Raw genomic sequence first — 4,449 nt, forward strand, 5'->3', positions numbered from 1 at the left:
GGGCTGCTCCTCGGCGATGGAGAGCGACGAGGAGGACCAACTACCCCTCGCCCGCCACCGCATCTCCCGGCATCGCTACCGGGAGCAGCGCGATCGGATCCCAGTACGAGCCGAACTTGTAGTTCAGGCCGGCGCGGACGACGGCGAACTCGTCGTCGCGGCGACCGATGGCGCTGGAGGCGACCGGGACGAGGTTGGCGTCGTTGACCACCAGGGTGCAGTGGTTGCGGTTGCCGCGCTCCAGGTTGACGTACAGGCCTTCGACCTTGAACGTCACGGCCGAGGAGCGGAAGAAGTTCAGGAACGACTCGGTGGGGAGCGCGAACTCGACGCCGCCAACCTCGTCCCGGTCGCCTACAGCGCCATCGGTCGCCGCGACGACGAGTTCGCCGTCGTCCGCGCCGGCCTGAACTACAAGTTCGGCTCGTACTGAGATCCGATCGCGCTGCTCCCGGTAGCGATGCCGGGAGATGCGGTGGCGGGCGAGGGGTAGTTGGTCCTCCTCGTCGCTCTCCATCGCCGAGGAGCAGCCCTCCGGCTGACCTTCGCATCCCCAGCTTGATCAAACTGGCCGCTCGATCGGCAGCACCCTGGGAGCCCCGCTCCTGGGGTGTTTTTCATTGGCCGATCCAGTCCGGAGACGGGGTGGCTGGGCTCACGACGGCGCGAGCCTGACAAACGCAGAAGGCCCGCCCCTGAGGACAGGGGCAGGCCTTCATCGGATTGGCAAACGCTCAACTACCAGCGTGTCAGAGGCCGAGCAGTACCTGGATCGAGCCCAATGCCGTCACCGCTAAGGCGAAGGCGAAGAGGCCGATCATCGCGTAGGAGACAGGCTTCAGCTTCATCAGCAGCGGTTGCCGCCCGTGGTCTGACCGTACTGCTTGACGGGGAAGTGCTGCTGATTGGCGTTGCCCTCGGCGGCCGAGCTCATCGGGCAGGTCACCGGGTTGTTATCGTACCCGAATAGGCTGCCGGCCGGGGCGCCGAGCGAGCCAGTGGCCTCGACGCCATAGGGCTGAAGACCCGTCCAGGCGGTGGGACGCGGGCCGGCTGCGGCGGGCGAGAGCGCAGCGGCGGTGAAGGCGAGGGCGGCGGCCAGCGCAGCGAAGCGGGTCGTCGTCATGGCGTTTCTTGATCTCCTCGGGGCTGGGCCGGCCTATCCGGCCCCGTTGCGTCCCGTGTGATCCCTAGGTGGGTAGCGCCTTGCCTCCGTGACGTGCCGCCGGGCACGCGGCGGCGCGGATTAAAATCCGAGGCGGCTGGGCGGACCGAAGCGTGTGCTTCAAACTCGAAGGCCGACCCTTTAGGAACAGGCGAGCGCTTGCGACGCCCCCTTGTGAGCCTGCCCCTGAGCCTCTGGGCGCTACACGCCAGCTCTGTTCGAGGCTGATGCGCCATGTCCAGTAAACCCATGTGCCTTAGTCCAATCATCCTCCTAATTCACCGTCATCATGGCTATTAACCAACTCGTAACGTTCGTTAATAAACCGTTGGCGCGAAGCTCTGCTTTGTGAGGAAATACGTAGGTGGGCAGCGGCCCGCTAAGTCCTCCGAGGTCATCATGGTTCGGGTCACGGCGCCCAGGCTTCCTCTCAGCCTCGGTATGCGCACGCTTGCCAGCATCGTCGCGCCGCCTCTGCTCATCCTCGCCGGGACAGGAGCAGCCAGCGCTCACGTGAAGTGGTTCTGCGCCTACGACGTGGCCGGCCAGCCGCGCGGCCTCCAACAGGTGCTGTGCCCTGACTTTGAGTTGCTGACGGCGTTTGCCGTCGTCTGCCTGATGTTGGGCTGCCTCGCTGAGGGCACGCCGCTCGGCACGGCTCTGATGAACGCCCTCGACCGTGTCACTTCCCGCCTCCGCACCGACACCGAGCTTCTGGTTCGCTGCACGCTCGGCTTCTTCCTGGTCTCGGTTTGGGGGGTCGGTGGGATCATCCTGACACCCGAGTTGAAGACCGATGCGGCCTGGATCCCGTGGCTGCAGCTCGCCATGGCTGCTTGCCTGATCTCACGCCGTACCATGCCGTTGACCGGCCTGGGCATCGTCTTCCTGTTCTCCTTCGCCACCGCCCAGTACGGCTTGTTCCACCTCGCCGACTATCCGGTGTTCCTGGGCGTGGCGGTGTACCTGATCTGCCAGGGTCTTGGCCTGAAGCCGTTCGACATCCGCCCCCTCGACATCGTTCGCTGGACGGCCGCCGTTACGCTGATGTGGGCTTCGGTCGAGAAGTGGGCCTACCCGCAGTGGACGGATCCGCTGCTCGCCGCCAAGCCGCAGATGACCATGGGCGCCACGCCCGAGCTGTTCATGCAGGCCGCCGGCGTCATCGAGTTCACCCTGGCCTTCGCGCTGATCTGGACGCCTCTGGTGCGGCGTGTCGCGGCCCTGATCCTGACGGGGATCTTCGTCTCGGCGATCGTCGAGTTCGGCAAGGTGGACGCGATTGGGCACTCCGGCATCATCGTGGTGCTGCTCGGGATCGCGGCGGATGATGCCCGGACGACAGTGCGGGCGCGCGACGCCGCCTGGGCGCCCGCGTACTATGGTGGTGCTCTCGCTGCCTTCCTGGCGCTGTACTATCTCGGCCATGAGGCCCTGTTCGACACGGGCCTGCAATTCCCCGAACTGGTCAAACTGGCGGTGATTTGAAAGACAGAGCCGGGAAATGGCGCCTGCAGGAATGCCTACTGCACGTGGATGGTGAGTTTCATCTTCGGGTGGATGCCGCACTGGATGATGAAGTCGCCGGGCTCCTTGAGGGTCAGAGTGGCCTGCTTGCCAGGCTCCTGATCGCCAGCGTCGAACGCGAACCGATCAGCTTCGATGAAGGCGTGGTGGACGACGTTGTCGTCCCCGTTGACGAGGGTGATGGTGTCACCCCTGCGCAGGAACAGATCGGTCGGGTCGAAGTGCCTGCCCTTCTGCAGCACGATGCGAAAGGCGCTGGCGAGGCCGGCTTGGGCTGATCCAGCCACCAGCATCGCTACGATCAAAACGACGGAGCCCCCAAGTAGGAACGGGCGGTACAGATTGCTTATAGCCACAGACACAACCCAGCCAAATTAGTTATCTGAATGTCTAAGTAGCATATCTTGGCTATATGCCGCCTAACCCGTATCAATATAAGCGCCTAAATCTGCTCGTGCTTCGCTCGCTATGCTCGAATTGCCTGATATTTATACGTCGATCGAAAGAGAATTTTAACTAGGGCGACTCTGAGTCCGCGCATCAAGCGTAGGGACCGGCGACGAGAACGCCCCATTCCGCAGCATTTGCCTGGGTCGAACATAGCTCCCGCCTGCTGCGGCGAGATCCCCCGCCCCACCGCATACAAGAACCCTTAACCGCCTCGCGCCACCATGCCCTCAGCGATCGGCTTTGGCCGCGCGCCGGAAGAGCAGCACCGGGGCCTGACACCCCTCGGCCTCGGTGCGGCCTCGCCGGCGCAGTCGCGGCAGCACGGCCGGCAGCTCTGGCCTGCTGCGCTCGGCGCGCCACCTGGGCGCGTTAGACGCCCGTACGGACGCGAGCTAGGAGGCTATCCCATACGGCGAAGAGCTGGCCCGTCACCGCAGGATCCTTGAGCAGAGCAAGCGGAAGCTTGGGCTCACCATCGAACGAACGATCGGTCGTCACCATCCCAGCAATCTTCCGGTGCTCGCTGACCATCTCCTGGCGTGCGCTCGCCTGATCGAATGGCGGGAAGCTCTTGATGGCATAGAGGCATGTGCTGACGCGCCCGGTCGACTTGATCAAGGCCGGGAAGCCGCTGCGTTCCGCATGCTCGAACCGGACGACGAGCGACGGCTTCTGTGCCCGCGTCGTCTCAATCTTCGCGCCCTGCTCCACCCACCAGTCGCAGATCGTGCGCGCCAGTGCCGCCTCGTCAGCGCCCCTCTCCGTCTCGAAGGTCGCGAACCATGCGTCGACCGTCGGCTTGTGGGCGGCGGCGCTCGCCCGCGTGCCGGCCGGCACCTTCCGACGCTCCGCCTCGGCGGTACGTCCGATCACGCGCGGAACAAGAGTTCGCAGCCCCTGCCCGACCTGGCCTGACCGTCTGGCTTTGGACCGGGCCGATTGAGAGGATCAGCCAGGATCAAAGGAGTTGGACATGCGGCGAGGCCAGAAGACGAACGCGGAGCAGGTCGTGCTCAAGCTGCGCCAGATCGCGGTGCAGACTGCCCAGGGCAAGAGTTTGGCCCTTGCGTGCAGGGGGGCGGAGATCTCCGAGCAAAGTTACTACCGCCGGCGCAGGGCGTACGGCGGCCTTCAGGTCGATCAAGCCAGGAAGATGAAGGATCTGTAGCGCGAGAACGCTCGTCTGCGCCGGCTCGTCGCCGACCTTTCTTTGGTGGGTCAGGTGCTGGCGGACGTCGCCTCGGGAAACTTGTAGCCCCCGAGCGACGCAGGCAGGCGGTGGACGGCATCCGTGAGAAGTACGGCCT

The 4,449-nt window shown here is 64.8% G+C and carries 4 protein-coding genes and 2 pseudogenes; 2 read left to right on the forward strand and 4 right to left on the reverse strand.

Annotated features, from left to right (window positions below; translation table 11 throughout):
- Positions 1–40: 40 nt before the first annotated feature.
- A pseudogene (locus MKK84_RS19410) lies at positions 41–337 on the reverse strand (hypothetical protein); the annotation flags it as partial.
- A gap of 510 nt (positions 338–847) precedes the next feature.
- Positions 848–1,126, reverse strand: a complete 279-nt coding sequence (locus MKK84_RS19415; RefSeq protein ID WP_243922594.1) for a hypothetical protein — start codon at positions 1,124–1,126, stop codon at positions 848–850.
- Between the two features lie 480 nt (positions 1,127–1,606).
- On the opposite strand from MKK84_RS19415, the gene MKK84_RS19420 reads away from it, so the two are divergent.
- Positions 1,607–2,653 carry a hypothetical protein gene (locus MKK84_RS19420; protein ID WP_243922600.1) on the forward strand — a complete coding sequence of 349 codons (1,047 nt, stop codon included), beginning with the start codon at positions 1,607–1,609 and terminating at the stop codon, positions 2,651–2,653.
- A gap of 35 nt (positions 2,654–2,688) precedes the next feature.
- Here the strand turns inward: MKK84_RS19420 and MKK84_RS19425 are convergent, their stop codons facing one another.
- Both MKK84_RS19425 and MKK84_RS19430 read right to left on the reverse strand, forming a co-directional pair.
- On the reverse strand, positions 2,689–2,985 hold the full coding sequence (locus MKK84_RS19425; protein ID WP_243922596.1) for a hypothetical protein: 297 nt from the start codon (positions 2,983–2,985) through the stop codon (positions 2,689–2,691).
- A gap of 526 nt (positions 2,986–3,511) precedes the next feature.
- The gene (locus MKK84_RS19430; RefSeq protein ID WP_243922598.1) at positions 3,512–3,979 is read right to left on the reverse strand and encodes a hypothetical protein; all 468 of its coding nucleotides are present in this window, start codon (positions 3,977–3,979) and stop codon (positions 3,512–3,514) included.
- Between the two features lie 136 nt (positions 3,980–4,115).
- Here MKK84_RS19430 and MKK84_RS19435 point away from each other — a divergent pair.
- Positions 4,116–4,449, forward strand: a pseudogene (locus MKK84_RS19435) (transposase); the annotation flags it as partial.

Origin of the sequence: Methylobacterium sp. E-065 (genome assembly GCF_022829605.1) — a bacterium.
Taxonomy (GTDB): domain Bacteria; phylum Pseudomonadota; class Alphaproteobacteria; order Rhizobiales; family Beijerinckiaceae; genus Methylobacterium.